Origin of the sequence: Salipiger bermudensis (assembly GCF_020171625.1) — a bacterium.
GTDB lineage: Bacteria > Pseudomonadota > Alphaproteobacteria > Rhodobacterales > Rhodobacteraceae > Salipiger > Salipiger bermudensis_B.
On sequence record NZ_JAIUZY010000004.1, the window covers coordinates 1 to 14,251 of the forward strand.

The 14,251-nt window shown below is 67.7% G+C and carries 14 protein-coding genes; 4 read left to right on the top strand and 10 right to left on the bottom strand.

Going from position 1 to position 14,251, the window contains the following annotated elements:
- Nucleotides 1-52: 52 nt before the first annotated feature.
- Nucleotides 53-1,657, bottom strand: a complete 1,605-nt coding sequence (locus tag LCM15_RS06565) for a carboxyl transferase domain-containing protein (protein ID WP_224854609.1) — start codon at nt 1,655-1,657, stop codon at nt 53-55.
- Nucleotides 1,654-3,258, bottom strand: coding sequence for an AMP-binding protein (locus tag LCM15_RS06570; protein ID WP_224854611.1), 1,605 nt, complete (start codon nt 3,256-3,258; stop codon nt 1,654-1,656). Before LCM15_RS06570 ends, LCM15_RS06565 begins: the two co-directional genes overlap by 4 nt.
- Nucleotides 3,259-3,416: 158 nt before the next feature.
- On the opposite strand from LCM15_RS06570, the gene LCM15_RS06575 reads away from it, so the two are divergent.
- The gene (locus LCM15_RS06575; RefSeq protein WP_224854613.1) at nt 3,417-4,022 is read left to right on the top strand and encodes an OmpW/AlkL family protein; all 606 of its coding nucleotides are present in this window, start codon (nt 3,417-3,419) and stop codon (nt 4,020-4,022) included.
- 69 nt (nt 4,023-4,091) lie between these two features.
- Here the strand turns inward: LCM15_RS06575 and LCM15_RS06580 are convergent, their stop codons facing one another.
- Nucleotides 4,092-5,255 (bottom strand): isovaleryl-CoA dehydrogenase, encoded by a 1,164-nt coding sequence (locus LCM15_RS06580; RefSeq protein WP_224854614.1) that lies wholly within the window; start codon nt 5,253-5,255, stop codon nt 4,092-4,094.
- Nucleotides 5,256-5,412: 157 nt separating this feature from the next.
- Here LCM15_RS06580 and LCM15_RS06585 point away from each other — a divergent pair, with 157 nt between their 5' ends.
- Together LCM15_RS06585 and LCM15_RS06590 are read left to right on the top strand one after the other, a co-directional pair.
- The gene (locus LCM15_RS06585) at nt 5,413-5,883 is read left to right on the top strand and encodes a pyridoxamine 5'-phosphate oxidase family protein (RefSeq protein ID WP_224854616.1); all 471 of its coding nucleotides are present in this window, start codon (nt 5,413-5,415) and stop codon (nt 5,881-5,883) included.
- Nucleotides 5,884-5,903: 20 nt separating this feature from the next.
- Nucleotides 5,904-6,362 carry a CreA family protein gene (locus LCM15_RS06590; protein ID WP_224854618.1) on the top strand — a complete coding sequence of 153 codons (459 nt, stop codon included), beginning with the start codon at nt 5,904-5,906 and terminating at the stop codon, nt 6,360-6,362.
- 260 nt (nt 6,363-6,622) lie between these two features.
- On the opposite strand, the gene LCM15_RS06595 is transcribed toward LCM15_RS06590, so the two are convergent.
- Both LCM15_RS06595 and dksA read right to left on the bottom strand, forming a co-directional pair.
- Nucleotides 6,623-7,801: an FAD-dependent monooxygenase gene (locus LCM15_RS06595; protein ID WP_224854619.1), complete on the bottom strand. Its 1,179-nt coding sequence runs from the start codon at nt 7,799-7,801 to the stop codon at nt 6,623-6,625.
- Between the two features lie 130 nt (nt 7,802-7,931).
- On the bottom strand, nt 7,932-8,354 hold the full coding sequence (gene dksA / locus LCM15_RS06600; protein WP_007799358.1) for an RNA polymerase-binding protein DksA: 423 nt from the start codon (nt 8,352-8,354) through the stop codon (nt 7,932-7,934).
- 447 nt (nt 8,355-8,801) lie between these two features.
- On the opposite strand from dksA, the gene LCM15_RS06605 reads away from it, so the two are divergent.
- Nucleotides 8,802-9,644, top strand: a complete 843-nt coding sequence (locus tag LCM15_RS06605) for an AAA family ATPase (RefSeq protein WP_224854621.1) — start codon at nt 8,802-8,804, stop codon at nt 9,642-9,644.
- Nucleotides 9,645-9,650: 6 nt separating this feature from the next.
- On the opposite strand, the gene LCM15_RS06610 is transcribed toward LCM15_RS06605, so the two are convergent.
- The 5 genes from LCM15_RS06610 to LCM15_RS06630 all read right to left on the bottom strand — a co-directional run bounded on the left by LCM15_RS06610 (nt 9,651) and on the right by LCM15_RS06630 (nt 14,127).
- A complete protein-coding gene (locus tag LCM15_RS06610; RefSeq protein WP_224854622.1) occupies nt 9,651-10,259 on the bottom strand; it encodes a hypothetical protein in 609 nt (202 codons plus the stop codon).
- A gap of 160 nt (nt 10,260-10,419) precedes the next feature.
- Nucleotides 10,420-10,878, bottom strand: coding sequence for a GNAT family N-acetyltransferase (locus LCM15_RS06615; protein WP_224854624.1), 459 nt, complete (start codon nt 10,876-10,878; stop codon nt 10,420-10,422).
- Between the two features lie 327 nt (nt 10,879-11,205).
- Complete coding sequence (locus LCM15_RS06620; RefSeq protein WP_224854626.1) at nt 11,206-12,285, bottom strand: ABC transporter ATP-binding protein; 1,080 nt, start codon at nt 12,283-12,285, stop codon at nt 11,206-11,208.
- A 91-nt stretch (nt 12,286-12,376) separates the two neighbouring features.
- The gene (locus tag LCM15_RS06625) at nt 12,377-12,934 is read right to left on the bottom strand and encodes an RSP_2648 family PIN domain-containing protein (RefSeq protein ID WP_224854627.1); all 558 of its coding nucleotides are present in this window, start codon (nt 12,932-12,934) and stop codon (nt 12,377-12,379) included.
- Nucleotides 12,931-14,127 carry an RSP_2647 family RNA methyltransferase gene (locus tag LCM15_RS06630; protein WP_224854629.1) on the bottom strand — a complete coding sequence of 399 codons (1,197 nt, stop codon included), beginning with the start codon at nt 14,125-14,127 and terminating at the stop codon, nt 12,931-12,933. The genes LCM15_RS06625 and LCM15_RS06630 overlap by 4 nt, the downstream gene beginning before the upstream one ends.
- Nucleotides 14,128-14,251: the final 124 nt, after the last annotated feature.

A 14,251-nucleotide genomic window follows, 5' to 3' on the forward strand; every position in this document is an offset into this window, starting at 1 on the left:
GGGTGGGCGGGCGGGAGCGCCGCCACCGGGGCGGCCCGACGCCGGCACCGGCTCACATCCGGAACACGCCAAAGCGGGTCTCCTCGATCGGCGCGTTGAGGCTGGCCGAGAGCGACAGCGCCAGCACCTCGCGCGACTTGCGCGGATCGACGATCCCGTCATCCCAGAGCCGGGCCGAGGCGTAGAGCGGATGCGACTGGCGCTCGAACATCTCGATGGTCGGGCGCTTGAACGCCGCTTCGTCCTCGGCGGACCAGTCGCCGCCGCTGCGCTCGATGGCGTCGCGCTTGACCGTGGCCAGCACGCCCGCGGCCTGCTCGCCGCCCATCACCGAGATCCGGCTGTTGGGCCAGCTCCACAGGAAGCGCGGCTGATAGGCCCGCCCCGCCATGCCGTAGTTTCCCGCCCCGAAGGAGCCGCCCACCAGCATGGTGATCTTCGGCACGCTGGTCGTCGCCACCGCGGTCACCATCTTGGCGCCGTGCCGCGCGATGCCCTCGTTCTCGTATTTCCGCCCCACCATGAAGCCGGTGATGTTCTGCAGGAAGACCAGCGGGATGCGGCGCTGCGAGCAGAGCTCGACGAAATGCGCGCCCTTCTGCGCCGCCTCCGAGAACAGAACGCCGTTGTTGGCGATGATCCCCACCGGCCAGCCGTCCACATGGGCAAAGCCCGTCACCAGTGTCTCGCCGTAGCGCGGCTTGAACTCGTCGAAGCGCGAGCCGTCCACCAGCCGCGCGATGACCTCGCGGATGTCATAGGGGGTACGCAGATCGCCCGGGACCACCCCGAGGATCTCTTCGGGATCGTAGGCCGGCGCCTCCGGCGTCTCTCGCAGCACCTCCGCGCCGGCGCTGCCGCCCAGCGACCCCACCGCCCGGCGCGCCAGCGCCAGCGCGTGGGCGTCGTCCTCGGCGAGGTAATCGGCCACGCCCGAAAGCCGCGTGTGCACGTCACCGCCGCCGAGATCCTCGGCGCTCACCACCTCGCCCGTCGCCGCCTTCACCAGCGGCGGCCCGGCAAGGAAGATCGTGCCCTGCTCCTTCACGATGATGGTCACGTCCGACATCGCCGGCACGTAGGCGCCCCCCGCGGTGCACGAGCCCATCACCACGGCGATCTGCGGAATGTTCTTCGCGCTCATCCGCGCCTGGTTGTAGAAGATCCGGCCGAAATGGTCGCGGTCCGGGAAGACCTCGTCCTGGTTCGGCAGGTTGGCGCCGCCGCTGTCCACGAGGTAGACGCAGGGCAGCCGGTTCTCCTCGGCGATCTCCTGTGCGCGCAGGTGCTTCTTGACGCTCATCGGGTAGTAGGTGCCGCCCTTCACCGTCGCGTCGTTGCACACCACCATGACCTCGCGGCCCTTCACCCGCCCGATGCCGGCGATCACCCCGGCCGCCGGCGCCGCGCCGTCATACATGTCGTGCGCCGCCGTCGCCCCGATCTCGAGGAAAGGCGAGCCCGGATCAAGCAGGTTGGATACCCGCTCCCGCGGCAGCATCTTGCCGCGCGAGAGGTGCCGCTCGCGCGCCCGCTCCCCGCCGCCGGCCGCTGCCAGCTCCGCCGCCGCGCGCACCGTCTCGAGCGCCTCGAGATGGGCGGCCCGGTTGGCGGTGAAACCCTCCGACGAGGGGATTGCCGTTGACGCCAGTTTCATGAAACCTCCCCGGCCGCTTCGGCCTCGCTTTCGGCGGCCGCGCGGGCCTTGAGTTGCTTGCGGATCACCTTGCCCGTCACCGTCATCGGCAGCGCATCTAGGAACCCGATTTCCCTTGGATAGGAATAGCTTGCGAGCCTGTCCTTGACCCATGCCTGAAGCTCTTCGGCGCTCGGATCGTGGCCCGGCTTGCGCACGACATACGCCTTGACCAGCTCGGTGCGCAGGGCGCAGGGCTTGCCCACCACCCCGACCGTCGCGACGCCGGGATGAGTCAGCAGGCAATCCTCGATCTCCGCCGGGCCGATGCGGTAGCCGGCCGAGGTGATGACATCGTCCTCGCGCCCGACAAAGCGCAGATAGCCGTCCTCCCAGACGCCCCGGTCCCCCGTCACCAACCAGTCGCCGCGAAACTTTTTCGCGGTTTCCTCGGGCGCGTTCCAGTAGCCCAGCATCATCGAGCCCGCGCCCCGCGCGATGGCCACGTCGCCCTCGCCCGTCACCTCGTTGCCGTCCTCGTCGACGATGCCGATGCGGAACCCCGGCACCGGCTTGCCGATGCAGCCGGGGCGCGCCGGGAACAGCGCCGCGCAGGAACTGGCGACCATGTTGCACTCGGTCTGGCCGTAGAACTCGTTGATCTCGCGACCGAAGGCCTCGCGCCCCCAGGCCAGCATCTCGGCGCCGAGCGGCTCTCCGCCGCTGGCCACCGAGCGCAGACCGGTGATCCGGGCCCCCGCGGCCTTCAGCATCCTCAGCGCGGTCGGTGGAAAGAACACGTTGCGCACGGCGCCCTCGCGGCAGATGCGCAGGCACGCGTCGACGTCGAAGCGCGCCATCCGCGCCGCGACCACCGGCACCCCGAGATAGAGCCCCGGCATCAGCACGTCGAACAGCCCGCCGATCCAGGCCCAGTCCGCCGGGGTCCAGAGCACATCACCCTCCTGCCCCAGCAGATCGTGGCTCATTTCGACGCCCGGCATGTGACCGGCCAGCACGCCGTGTCCGTGGAGTGCGCCCTTGGGCCGCCCCGTGGTGCCGGATGTATAGATCAGCACCGCCGGATCGCGCGGCCCGGTGGCCTCGGCAGGCCGGGCAACCGGCTCGGGCAGCGCCTCCTCGGTGAGCACAGCCACGTCGAAGGCGCGGAGCATGGCCGCCCCTTCGTCATCGCTCACCACCGCCCGCGCGCCGCTGTCCGCGAGGCGCGAGGCCAGCGCATCGTGCCGGAAGAGCTTGAACAGCGGCACCGAGATCGCCCCCATCCGCCAGACCGCCACATGCGCCGCCGCGCAGAGCGGCCCCTGCGAGAGCAGCACCCCGACCCGGTCGCCGCGCGCAATGCCCTGCGCCCTCAGCCAGGCTTCGACCTGCTGCGACAGGCGCTGCAGCGCCGCGTAGCTGACGGACACAGGCGTTTCGCCGCGCAGATCGACGATCGCAGTCCGCGCGGGAAAGGCCGCCGCCCAGCTGTCGCAGACCTCGGTGGCAAGGTTGACCTGCGCCTCTGCGGGCCAGCGAAACGCGGCCCTCAGGCCGTCATATCCGACCCCGCGCGCGAGCACTGCGCGCGCCAGTATGTCCCGCGTGGCCCCCGTCATGACGGCGCTCCGAGTTGCGGGGAAACGTACATTCCACAATCAGGATATGACCCTTTTGCAACAGCCGCGTGGTGCCCCCTATCCACTTGATGCAGATCAACCTTTTCCGACCCCGACTCGGTGCAAGACGACGGGGAAACGAACCAATGGGCACTGATATGAAAAAGACGCTCCTCCTCACCGCCGCCATGCTTGCGATGACCTCCACCGCGGCGCTTGCGCAATCCAAGGGCGACATGACGCTCGGCTTCGGCCTCGCATGGGTCAACCCCGCCGACGACAACGGCAGCCTGCTCGACGGCGCGCTCGACACCGAAGTTCTGGGCGACACCCAGCTGTCGCTGACCTTCGAATACTTCATCATGGACAACCTCGGCATCGAGGTTCTGGCCGCCACGCCCTTCACCCAGAAGGTCGAGGTGAACGGAGAGCAGGCCGTCGACGTCAAGCACCTGCCGCCCACCGTGTCGATGAACTACCACTTCCAGACCGGAACCGGCTTCACCCCCTTCGTCGGCCTCGGTGTGAACTACACCACCGTTCTGTCGCTCGATGACCAGCAGATCTCCGGCCTCGATGTCGAGGACAGCTGGGGCTGGGCCGGCCATATCGGCTTCGACTACGCCCTGACCGAGACCAGCGCGATCCGTCTCGACGCGCGCTACATCGACATCGATCTCGATGTCGATCTGGACGGCACCGACATCGGCACCGTCGAGGTCGACCCGTGGGTCATCGGCGCGAGCTACATCGTGCGCTTCTGAGCGCACCATCCTTTTCGACCGACTTCGGAGCCCCCATGCGGGGCTCCTTTTTTGTGCGCGGACCATGGCTCAGCCCATCGCCGCCATGAGTTCGCGTCCAACCAGCATCCGGCGGATCTCGGATGTGCCGGCGCCGATCTCCATCAGCTTGGCGTCGCGGAACAGTCGCGCCACCGGTGCGTCGGACAGGAAGCCCGCGCCGCCCATCGCCTGCACCGCCTGATGTGCCTGAACCATCGCCTGCTCGGAGGCATACAGGCAGCAGGCCGCCGCGTCCTGCCGGGTCACGTCGCCCCGGTCACAGGCCTTGGCGACTTCGTAAACATAGGCCCGGGCCGAGTTCATCGCCGTATACATGTCGGCGATCTTGCCCTGCATGAGCTGAAAGCTTCCGATCGGCTGGCCGAACTGCTTGCGCTCGGCCATGTAAGGCATGATCTCGTCGAGACAGGCCGCCATGATCCCGGTGCCGATGCCCGCGAGCACCACGCGCTCGTAATCGAGCCCCGACATCAGCACCCGCACGCCCTTGCCCTCCTCGCCGAGAACGTTGTCGAACGGCACCTCGACATCGTCGAAGATCAGCTCGGCGGTGTTCGAGCCGCGCATCCCGAGCTTGTCGAAATGCGGGCTGGTGGAAAAGCCGGTCATGCTCTTCTCGATCAGGAAGGCGGTGATGCCCTTCGAACCCGCGTCGGGGTCGGTCTTGGCATAGACCACCAGCGTGTCGGCATCGGGGCCGTTGGTGATCCAGTACTTGTTGCCGTTCAGCACGAAGCGGTCGTTCTTCTTTTCTGCGCGCAGCTTCATGCTGACCACGTCCGAGCCCGCCCCGGCCTCCGACATCGCCAGTGCGCCGACGTGCTCCCCCGAGACCAGCCCGGGCAGGTATTTCGCTTTTTGCTCCTCCGAGCCGTTCAGCTTGATCTGGTTGACGCAGAGATTGGAATGGGCGCCGTAGGACAGCGACACCGAGGCCGAGGCGCGGGCGATCTCCTCGACCGCAATGACGTGGGCGAGATAGCCCATGCCGGCGCCGCCGAACTCTTCCGGCACGGTGATTCCGAGCAGGCCCAGCTCGCCCATCTCGGCCCACAGCTCGTTGGGAAAGGCGTTCGAGGCATCGACCTCGGCTGCCATCGGCTTCACCCGATCCTGGGCCCAGCGATGCACCATCTCGCGCAGCGCATTCACATCCTCGCCCAGATCAAAGCTCATGACCGCGTTGAACATTCCAGCCCTCCTCCCGGCGGTTATTGAACGCTTGTTCAAATCTATGCCCGCCTGCCCGCAGCCGTCAAGCCCCGTCCTTGTCGCGCCGACGCGACGACACGGAACGCGCCCGGCCCGGCCCGCGTTGGGGCGGTGAACAAAGACTTAGGAGGGCATCATGTCCAAGGATCTCAAAGCCGAATTCTGGAGCCAACTGAAAGACGTGCGGGCCGGCCTGCTGGCCGCCGACGGCGAGCGCCCGGTGCCGATGTCGCCGCAGGGCGACCCCGAGGAGAAGGCGATCTGGTTCATCACCGCCAAGGGCAGCGCCGCCGACCGTGCCGCCAAGAGCGGCGGCGAGGCGTCGTTCCACGTCGCCGATTCGAAGGCGCATCTTTATGCCAACGTGTTCGGCAAGCTGGCCGTGGTGAATGACAGCGACAAGCTCGACGAGCTGTGGAACGCCTTCGCCGCCGCCTGGTTCGAGGATGGCCGCGACGACGAGGCCGTACAGCTGGTGAAGTTCACCCCGCACGAGGCCGAGGTCTGGGCCGGTGATGGTGGCGCGAGCTTCCTCTACGAGATTGCCAAGGCCAACATCACCGGTGACAAACCGGATGCCGGCGACCATGGTTGCGTGGTCTTTTGATCGCGCACCGGAATAAGCCAATGACATCGCTCCGCCTCGCCGCCCTGCTCTGCCTTTCCCCCTTGATGGCCCAGGCCGAACAGGTTGGCGAGGTCGGGGTCGACTGGACCGGCAATGACGTCCTGATCGAGGCGGTCGCGGACCCCAAGGTCGAGGGTGTGACCTGCCACGTCGCCTACTTCGACCGGGGTCTGTTCGACCGTCTGTCCAAAGGGAACTGGTTCGAGGACCCCTCGAACGCCTCGATCTCATGCCGGCAGACCGGACCGATCACCGTGGGTGACATCGACCGTGATGAGGATGGCGAGGACGTGTTCAGCGCGTCGCGTTCGATCATCTTCAAGAGCCTCCGGGTGAAGCGGATCTTCGACGAGGACAACCAGACGCTGATTTACCTCGTCCATGCCAACGAGCTTGTGGACGGATCGGCCAAGCTCGCGATCTCGACCGTGCCGCTTTACGGCTCGGGCAGCGACTGAGGGGCGCTGCCCCCTGTCGCACCGTAGGTGCGCTTTTTTAGGGGAGGACGCTGTCCCCTGTCGCACCGTGGGTGCGCTTCTATTTGGAAGAAGAGAGGGGGCTCTGCCCCCTCTTGGCCTTCGGCCAATTCACCCCCGAGGTATTTGAAAACCAACGAAGCCAGGAGCGCTGCGCCCCTGGCTTCTCTTCGTCAAAAATACTCCCGCCGGAGGCAGGCCGGCCATTGCGACCGGGCGCCGCGCCTGAGGTGAGCGAGAGGTCAGCCGTCCCGCGCGGTCACGTCGTACCCGTAGATCCAGTCGAACTGCTGCATCAGGCGCTCCGGCGCAAGGCGACCGGCAAGCCCGAGGCCGAAATGCGCAACGCCGCGGATCAGGGGATTGCGCAGGTGATACTTCCACGCATTGCCATTGGCGGCGGCGACAATGCGTTCGCAGCGCGGGCGCCGGCGCTCCTGATACGAGGCGAGCGCCGCGCCCATCTCCGGTTCGTTGTCGAGCGCTGCCGCGAGGCTCCATGCGTCCTCAAGCGCCATGTTCGCCCCCTGCGCCATGAACGGCAAGGTCGGATGCACCGCGTCACCGAGCAGCGCCAGCCCTTCGTCATACCAGTGGCAGGCCACCGGGTGGCGGAACAGGCCCCAGAGCCCGACCCGGTCGACCGCGTTCAGCATTACCGGAACATCTCCGCCGAAGCCCGCGAAAGCGGCGCGCAGGTTGGCGGGGGCATCTTCGTGCGACCAGCCCTCCTCGGCCCAGCTGTCGCGCTCCTGTGCGGCCACGATATTGACGCTCAGACCGTCGCGCAGCGGGTAGCTCACCAGGTGCCGGCCCGGCCCCATATGCACCTGCGCCTCGGGCGGGTGGCCGGTCAGGTTCGGGATCACCGCGCGCCACGCCACCTGACGGGTGAAGGTGGGGGACGCAGTGCCATTCAAAGCGCCGCGGATCACCGAGTGCAGCCCATCGGCGCCGATGACGAGATCGGCGCAAACCCTGTCGCCATTGGCCAGCGACAGCTCCGGTCGCGGCCCCGGCCTGACACTGGTGACCTTCTGCAACAGCCGGATGGTCACGCCGGCCTCGCGCGCCGCGTCGGCGAGAAGCTCGATCAGATCGGCGCGATGGACGAAGTAGTAGCCCTGCGCGGGCGGCAGTCGGTCGAGATCGAGCCGCGTCACCTCGGCGCCGTCGCGGTAGTCGCGCAGCCGCACCGCCCGACCGCGGCAGGAGCGCGCGCGCAGCGCTTCCCCCAGGCCCAGCGCCTCGATCACCCGCAGGCCGTTCGGGCTCACTTGGATGCCGGCGCCAACCTCGGTGATGGCACCGGCCTGTTCCAGCACCCGCACCTCGGCGCCGCGCTGGCGCAGCGCGAGGGCCGCTGCCAGCCCGCCGATGCCGCCGCCCGCGACGATGATCTCAAGGCCCTTCAGCCCCATGCCGTCTCTCCTTCAGCGCCGCCGGCCCTCTGCAGGCCGGGGCGAAGACGCAAAACGCCGAGGCGTGGCCCCGGCGCTCTGCGTATCGTGTCCTTCGCCGGGCCGGCCCGAAATTGGCCGCCCGCCGGGGTCAGTCGTCGCGATGCACTTTCTCGCGGCGCTCGTGACGCTCCTGGGCCTCTAGGCTCATGGTCGCGATCGGGCGGGCGTCGAGGCGTTTGAGCGAGATCGGCTCGCCGGTGACCTCGCAATAGCCGTATTCCCCCTCGTCGATGCGGCGCAGGGCCGAGTCGATCTTGGACACCAGCTTGCGCTGGCGGTCCCGCGTGCGCAGTTCGAGCGCACGGTCGGTTTCTTCGCTGGCGCGGTCGGTGACGTCGGGGATGTTGCGGGTGGCTTCCTGCAGGGCCTCGATGGTGTCGCGGCTTTCGGCAAGAATGTCGTTCTTCCAGGCAATCAACTTGCGGCGGAAATATTCGAGCTGACGGTCGTTCATGAACGGCTCGTCCTCGGCGGGACGATAGTCGTCCGGTAGAAAGGTTTCGGGCTTCATTTCTGCTCCCTCTGAAAAGCCGATCCACCGTTTCGGTTGACCCTGAACAGCGCCGGCACCCCTTGCGAGGCTGGAAGTATCCCAAGGCCGGCAGGTTGTCACTACACAATCACACGGCGCGGGGTTGAATCGCGCCATTCGCACACCAAGTGATCGCCGCCCCTCATCGGGCGGTTTGACAATGCCGCGGCAACCCGGAGATTGTCCTGTTTTTGCTCGAAAAACCGACATCCGCGAGGCATGTTTGCGGGCGTGCTCCCCGCGACGCGCGCAGCACCTTGTCCATCCGGCCCGACGATCGGTGCGGCCAGAGCAGCGCCGCGGCGAGCGCGTCAGGCCAGCGCCCGCGCAAGCAGTGGGTGCATCGGCAGCGAGCCCCCTGCTGCACGCTTGCATGGCTGCAGTCCGGTCTTTATCCCCTATCGGGAAACCACTCCGGAGACCACGATGCGCTTTGACGGCACCGACGATTACGTCTCGACCGACGATCTGACCATGGCGGTGAACGCCGCGATCACGCTGGAGCGGCCGCTTCTGGTCAAGGGCGAACCCGGCACCGGCAAGACCGAGCTGGCGCGGCAGGTGGCGCGGTCGCTGGGGCTGCCGATGATCGAGTGGAACGTCAAATCGACCACCAAGGCGCAGCAGGGGCTTTACGAGTACGACGCGGTCAGCCGGCTGCGGGACAGCCAGCTCGGCGACGAAAAGGTCAATGACGTCGCCAACTACATCCGCAAGGGCAAGCTCTGGCAGGCCTTCGAGGCCGAGGGGAAGCTGGTGCTGCTGATCGACGAGGTCGACAAGGCGGATATCGAATTCCCCAACGATCTGCTGCAGGAACTCGACAAGATGGAGTTCCATGTCTACGAAACCGGCGAGACCGTGAAGGCCCGCCAGCGGCCCATCGTGATCATCACCTCGAACAACGAGAAAGAGCTGCCCGACGCCTTCTTGCGGCGCTGCTTCTTCCACTACATCAAGTTCCCCGACCAGGACACGCTGCGCAAGATCGTCGAGGTCCACCACCCCGACATCAAGCCCACCCTTCTCACCTCGGCCCTGACCCAGTTCTACGAACTGCGCGAGCAGCCGGGTCTGAAGAAGAAACCCTCGACCTCGGAGGTGCTCGACTGGCTGAAGCTGCTGCTGGCCGAGGATCTTGACGCCGAGGATCTCAAGCGCGACGGCGCCAGTGCCCTGCCGAAGCTGCACGGCGCGCTTCTGAAGAACGAGCAGGACGTGCATCTCTTCGAGCGGCTGGCCTTCATGGCGCGCCGGCAGGGTCGCTGAGGCGGCTTAGGCGGTGATCATGTCGCGCAGCGCGTGGCGCTGGCGGCGGCCGTGGATCTGCCGGGTGAGCACGTCCTCGGAGCGGAAGCACATTTCCCCGTCGTCGCCGCTTTCGATCTCGTAGCGCTTGTAGCCGCCCGACATCTGGTGCGCCTGCTGGGCGGCAACCATCACCGTAAGCGTCACGGCGCGGCACTCCTTGAGCGACAGCTCCTCTCCGGTGCGGTGCGCGGCGCGCTTCACGATGCGGCCAAGCGAGCCGATATCGAGCACCTCGCCCCCGCCCAACGGCCCCTGGTTGGTCTTCTCGCGGAAATCACCGCCCAGAGGGTCGTCGTCCTCGATCCGGTCGGTGACCAGCGCCGAGCGTGTCTCCTCGCCGAAGTCGAGGTCGATCTTGACCGCCAGCACATAGGCGGTGTCCGAGCCCATGTTGGTCACCAGACAGCGCGCGTCACCGTTCCGTTCCCCGGCCATGCCGATATGGATCACGGTGCGGTTCGAGCGGCGGAAGCTGACGAAGAACAGTTGCAGGTAGGCGATCCAGACCGCCAGCATCGCCGCGTTCAGGATGGCGCTGAGCCCGCCCGAGTTTTGTGTGATCCAGTCCCACATAAGGGCACCTCCATCTGCTATACCATCGATGCAGCGCCCAACGTGCCCCCAGCGCCCGCGTTCCTGACAGGTAACAAATGTTAACACGCAACGGCGATTTCGGCCAAAGGCGGGCGCGGTCGCCTCGACCGCCCGCCTCCCGCGCGATGGCGGACAGGTCTCAGTCGAGATCGCGGCGCATGGTCGCCATGCCGTTCTTCTCGCTCAGAACCTCGTAGCCCGCGGCCTCGTAGATGCGCATGGCGGGGACGTTGTCGGTCTCGCATTTCAGCGTGATGGTGAGCGCGCCCAGATCACGCGCCGCCTGCTCGATCCAGCTGGCCAGCAGGTGGCCGGTGCCGCCGCGCATCTCTTCGGCGACGAAGACATAGGTCAGGTGGCGCACCTCGGGGCCGATGCCCACGCGAAGGGCGAAAAAGCCCACTTCGGTGCCATCGGCATCGACGAGGTAGAAATCCTCGTCGTGCATCTCGCCCAGCCATTTCTCCTGCCATTCGACCGGGTCGAAGGGCTGCTTGGCATTGGGGTTCACCAGCGTCATCGCGTCGGGATCGGCGAGCAGCCGGGCCAGCGGGGCGAGGTCGTTCTCGACATTGCGTCGGATCGTCAGGTCGGTCATCGGAGTCCTCTCGGGCGGTCTCTCGGTCATGACCCGCGGTGACAACATACCCGCTGGGGGCGTTTCAACCCCGTCGCCCCCGGTTTTTCGCCTGCGACCTGCCCTTACTGCCGCTCAAGGGCTGGTCCGACGGGTCCGATGGTCGATTTCGGGCATGCCGAGCATTAGCCCCTGCGCTGAGCGATTGCGCGGGGTCAGGTGCTTTCCGCGCGGCGGCGGCCTGCCTGCGAGAGATAAGGTCCGGCGCCGTCGCGTCTGGCATCAACGCCGCCCCGGTGCGGTCGCGGCGCGCGAGGATCTGGCGCGCCAGACCTGCCGCCCCCCGCGTCAGCCCTTCACCGGGAAGACGAAGCAGCGGTTGCGCCGCACGGTGAGCCACATCGGCGTGCCGGGCTTCGGAATGAACACGTTGGGCACCGTGACTTTCAGCACCTCGTCGTTGAAATCCATGCGGAACTCGACAAGGCTCTCCGACCCCATGAAGCGGGCCCGCTCGACCACGCCGCGCGCCGGCGTACCGGCAAGCTCGGTCGGATTCGGGCCGCGGCCATTGCGGTCGAAGTCGATGCTGACATGCTGGGGCCGGAACACGATATCGACCTGCCCGCCATCGGGCACACCGGGCGCGAGGAACGCGCCGAACGGCGTCTGCGTGAGCGCCCCACGGACCTCGCCGCGCAGCACGTTGATATCGCTGAAGAACGCCACCGCGGCCTTGTCGGCGGGGTTGTTGTAGATGTTGTAGGGTGCGCCGCGCTGCACGATGCGCCCGTCGCGCATCAGGGCGATCTCGTCGGCCATGCGCATCGCCTCTTCCGGCTCGTGCGTGACCAGCAGGACTGAGGCGCCCTCTTCCTTCAGCAGCGCCAACGTCTCGTCGCGAATGCCGTCGCGCAGGCGGTTGTCGAGCCCCGAGAACGGCTCGTCCATCAGCATGATCTTGGGCCGCGGCGCCAGTGCGCGGGCCAGCGCCACGCGCTGCTGCTCGCCGCCGGAAAGCTGGTGCGGAAACTCGTCGATATAGTGCGACAGCCCCACCCGCTCGAGCAGTTCCCCGGCGCGGCGGCGCTTCTCGGCCTTGCTGCCCTTCAGCCCGAAGGCCACGTTGTCGCCCACCGCGAGATGCGGGAACAGCGCGAAGTCCTGAAACATCAGCCCGATCTGGCGCCGCTCCGGCGGAATGCGGAAGACGGTGTCGCAGATCAGAGTGCCGTCGACATGGATCTCGCCTTCGTCCTGCATGTCGACGCCCGCGATCATCCGCAGCGTCGTCGACTTGCCGCAGCCCGACGGCCCCAGCAGGCAGGTGACATGACCGGGCTGGATTGTCAGGGACACGTCGTCCACGACCCGGCGCCCCTCGAAGCGACGCACGAGATTTCGGATTTCCAGCCGGGGTGTCTGCACGTGCCTGCCTTCCGTCTTTTCCGAGCAAAGATATCGGAATTTCGGGAGCGATTACCAGCGCCATCGGGTCGCGGCAAGCGCAGGGACGATGTCAGCCGGCCTCGGCCGCCTTTTCCATCGCCTTGGCAAGGCGCGGCAGCCGCGCTTTCTTGAGCAGGGACCGCATCGTCCAGTCCTCACCCGAAAGCCGGCGCGCCTCGGAGAGCACGCTGTCGCAGGCCTCACGCACCAGCCCCGGCTGCGCCTCGAAAAGGCCGCGCAGGAAGCCATCGGCATCAACGCGAGACACGCCCTCCTCGGCCAGCACGCCGCGCGGAAAATCCTTGGCGTTCTCGGTCACGATGACATCGGCGCTGCCCGCCACGGCGGCGGCGAGCACGTGGATGTCGTTGTCATCGGGCAGCCACAGCCGCTGCTCGAGCGACGGCTTCCAGCGCACTTCGGCCTTCGGCCAGGCAGCCCGCACCTGCGCGATCTCGCCGCGCGCCTGCACCTCGCCCATCGGGCCGAGCTTGCGCGAGGCCAGGGCCCATTCCTCGAGGATGCGCGCCGACCAGAGCGGCTCGAACACGCCCTGCGCGGCGACGCCCAGAAGCACCTCGCGCATCACCGTGGGGTAGATCACGCAGGTGTCGAGCAGCACTTTCACAGGCGGAAGACCAGCGCCTTGAGATAGCCGCTCTCGGCCAGTTGCGGCATCAGGGGGTGGTCCGGCCCGGCAAAGCCGGTGTGGATCAGCTGCGCGCGCCGCCCGGCCCGGCCGATGCCGCGCAGGCAGGCGCCGGTGAAGCTCGACAGGTCCGCCGCGTGCGAGCAGGAGCACAGCACGAGATAGCCGCCCTCCTCGACCAGCGGCGCCGAGAACCGCGCAACCTTCTCGTAGGCGCGCAGGCCCGCCTCGAGCGCCGGCTTGGCGGGCGCAAAGGCGGGCGGATCGCAGATCACGAGGCCGAAGCGTTCGCCCTCCTCGCCAAGCGCGGTGAGGGTGCTGAAGGCATCGCCCTGACGGGTGGCAAAGCGCTCGGCGGCGCCCATGCGGCGCGCGCCCTCCTCGGCCAGCGCCAGCGCCGGCGCCGAGCCGTCGACCGACAGCGCCTCGCTCGCGCCGCCTGCAAGTGCCGCCAGCGCGAAGCCGCCCACGTGGCTGAAGATGTCGAGCACGCGCTGCCCCTGCGCCAGCCGCGCCGCGAAGGCATGGTTGGGACGCTGGTCGTAGAACAGGCCGGTCTTCTGCCCACCGGTGAGGTCGGCCATGTAGGTGGCGCCGTTCATCTCGACCGGCAGCGGCGCCTCGGGAGCGGCGCCCAGCAGCACCGCGTCGGCATCGTCGAGCCCCTCGAGCTGGCGCCCGCGCGAGCCGGCGTTCTTGAGGATGTTGACCACCCCGGTGACCTCGGCCAGCGCCTCGGTCAGCTCGGGCAGCAGCGCCTCGGCCCAGGCGGCGTTGGGCTGCACCACGCAGGTGTCGCCGAAGCGGTCGATGATGACGCCGGGCAGACCGTCGGCCTCGGCATGGACCAGCCGGTAGAACGGCGTGGAGAACAGCCGCTCGCGCAGCTCGAGCGCGCGGGTCAGCTTTGCCATCAGCCAGTCGCGCCCGATTTCGACATCGGTGTCGCGCTCGAGCATCCGCCCGGCGATCTTGGAGGCGGGCGTGACGCCCACCAGCCCCACCGGCTTGCGCTCGCCATCCTCGAGCACCGCGATGGTGCCGGGCGCGAGCCCCTTGGTGCGCCGGTCGAGCACCAGCTCGTTGGCATAGATCCACGGAAAGCCCCGGCGGATGGCTCGGGCATTGGCTTTGGGCGTCAGGCGGACGACTGGAAGGGTATCAGAGCTCATGCCGCCCCTATAGCGCGCGTGACCCGGCAAGGGGAAGCGGGGAAATCGAGGCCGCCCCGCGCATCGCTGCGCAACCGCGCGGCACCTCCGGACGTTTTGCCAACGCGCCTGCCCCGACTGCCGC

Excerpts from the sequence above, each read along its gene's own strand:
- LCM15_RS06565 (WP_224854609.1), bottom strand. The coding sequence starts at position 1,657 with ATGAAACTGGCGTCAACGGCAATCCCCTCGTCGGAGGGTTTCACCGCC.
- LCM15_RS06570 (WP_224854611.1), bottom strand. The coding sequence starts at position 3,258 with ATGACGGGGGCCACGCGGGACATACTGGCGCGCGCAGTGCTCGCGCGC.
- LCM15_RS06575 (WP_224854613.1), top strand. The coding sequence starts at position 3,417 with ATGAAAAAGACGCTCCTCCTCACCGCCGCCATGCTTGCGATGACCTCC.
- LCM15_RS06580 (WP_224854614.1), bottom strand. The coding sequence starts at position 5,255 with ATGTTCAACGCGGTCATGAGCTTTGATCTGGGCGAGGATGTGAATGCG.
- LCM15_RS06585 (WP_224854616.1), top strand. The coding sequence starts at position 5,413 with ATGTCCAAGGATCTCAAAGCCGAATTCTGGAGCCAACTGAAAGACGTG.
- LCM15_RS06590 (WP_224854618.1), top strand. The coding sequence starts at position 5,904 with ATGACATCGCTCCGCCTCGCCGCCCTGCTCTGCCTTTCCCCCTTGATG.
- LCM15_RS06595 (WP_224854619.1), bottom strand. The coding sequence starts at position 7,801 with ATGGGGCTGAAGGGCCTTGAGATCATCGTCGCGGGCGGCGGCATCGGC.
- dksA (WP_007799358.1), bottom strand. The coding sequence starts at position 8,354 with ATGAAGCCCGAAACCTTTCTACCGGACGACTATCGTCCCGCCGAGGAC.
- LCM15_RS06605 (WP_224854621.1), top strand. The coding sequence starts at position 8,802 with ATGCGCTTTGACGGCACCGACGATTACGTCTCGACCGACGATCTGACC.
- LCM15_RS06610 (WP_224854622.1), bottom strand. The coding sequence starts at position 10,259 with ATGTGGGACTGGATCACACAAAACTCGGGCGGGCTCAGCGCCATCCTG.
- LCM15_RS06615 (WP_224854624.1), bottom strand. The coding sequence starts at position 10,878 with ATGACCGACCTGACGATCCGACGCAATGTCGAGAACGACCTCGCCCCG.
- LCM15_RS06630 (WP_224854629.1), bottom strand. The coding sequence starts at position 14,127 with ATGAGCTCTGATACCCTTCCAGTCGTCCGCCTGACGCCCAAAGCCAAT.